This is a genomic window from Alcanivorax sp. HI0083 (assembly GCF_001635175.1).
Genome location: NZ_LWFX01000336.1, coordinates 1 through 946 on the forward strand (window position 1 = coordinate 1; position 946 = coordinate 946).

Consider the following 946-nt stretch of genomic DNA (forward strand, 5'->3'; position numbering starts at 1 on the left):
CGTTGCTGGAACGGGTTGGTTGCTCCGCCGGAGTAGCTTGAGCGAGTGTAGGCAAACCCGGCTCCCTGCACGGTGGTGAAGCTTTGCAACGAGCCTTTCTGGATCACCTTGTTGGCCATCCAGCGGCGTGAACCGGGTAGCAACAAGGCAAAGCCCACGGCGTCGGTAATAAAGCCCGGAGTGATCAGCAGAGCGCCGCCGAGCAGCAGCATCATGCCTTCGACCATTTCCTGCCCGGGCATTTCACCTTGCTGCATACGCTGATTCAGGCGTACCCAGGTACTGAGGCCCTGGCGGCGGAACAGGTAGCTGCCCAGCAGGGCGGTTGCCACGGTAGCAACAATGGTGATTGGCCAGCCGATTGCCCCGGCGACTTGTGCCAGTACCAGTACCTCCAGCAGAGCAAAACCGAAGATGAAAAAGAAAACGCGACCAAAACCCATGAGGTGTCCTGTTTGCCGTCAATAGTCAGTATGTGGTCATGATTGGACCTGAATTCAAGGGGCAGGTTCCTGCGCGATGGTTTGCTCCAGTTGCTGGCGGAGCCAGCGGTGGGCCGGGTCGCGTTGCTGGGCCGGTGACCAGATCATGTAGATGGGGACGGGCGGCAGGTCAACGGGGAAGGGCAGCACCTGCAACTGCATGGTTTCGGCGTACTGCTGAGCGAGCCGGTCGGGGACGGTGGCAATCAGGTCCGAGCCGCCGCAAACCGCCAGCATGCTGGCAAATTGGGTCACCCGGGCCCCCGTGCGGCGCTGCCAGCCGGGGGCATTGAGAATCTGGTCCAGGGGAAGTTGCCGATTGCGGTCCGGCAGCACCACATGTTCGGCATCCAGAAATTGCTGTTTGTTGCACCGTCCCTTGATGGTGGGGTGGCCCTTGCGGGCGATCACGGACAGCCGTTCTTGCAGTAATACGCTGCGTTGCAGGCGGTCATCGTCAGCCA

At 61.0% G+C, this 946-nt stretch carries 2 protein-coding genes; both read right to left on the reverse strand.

Annotated elements, in window-relative coordinates; all coding sequences use genetic code 11:
• On the reverse strand, window positions 1-443 hold a 443-nt coding region (locus A3754_RS03560), incomplete at its 3' end, for an FxsA family protein (protein WP_063518867.1).
• Window positions 444-497: 54 nt separating this feature from the next.
• Window positions 498-946: LysR substrate-binding domain-containing protein (locus A3754_RS03565; RefSeq protein WP_231880467.1), on the reverse strand; the 449-nt coding region annotated here is incomplete at its 5' end.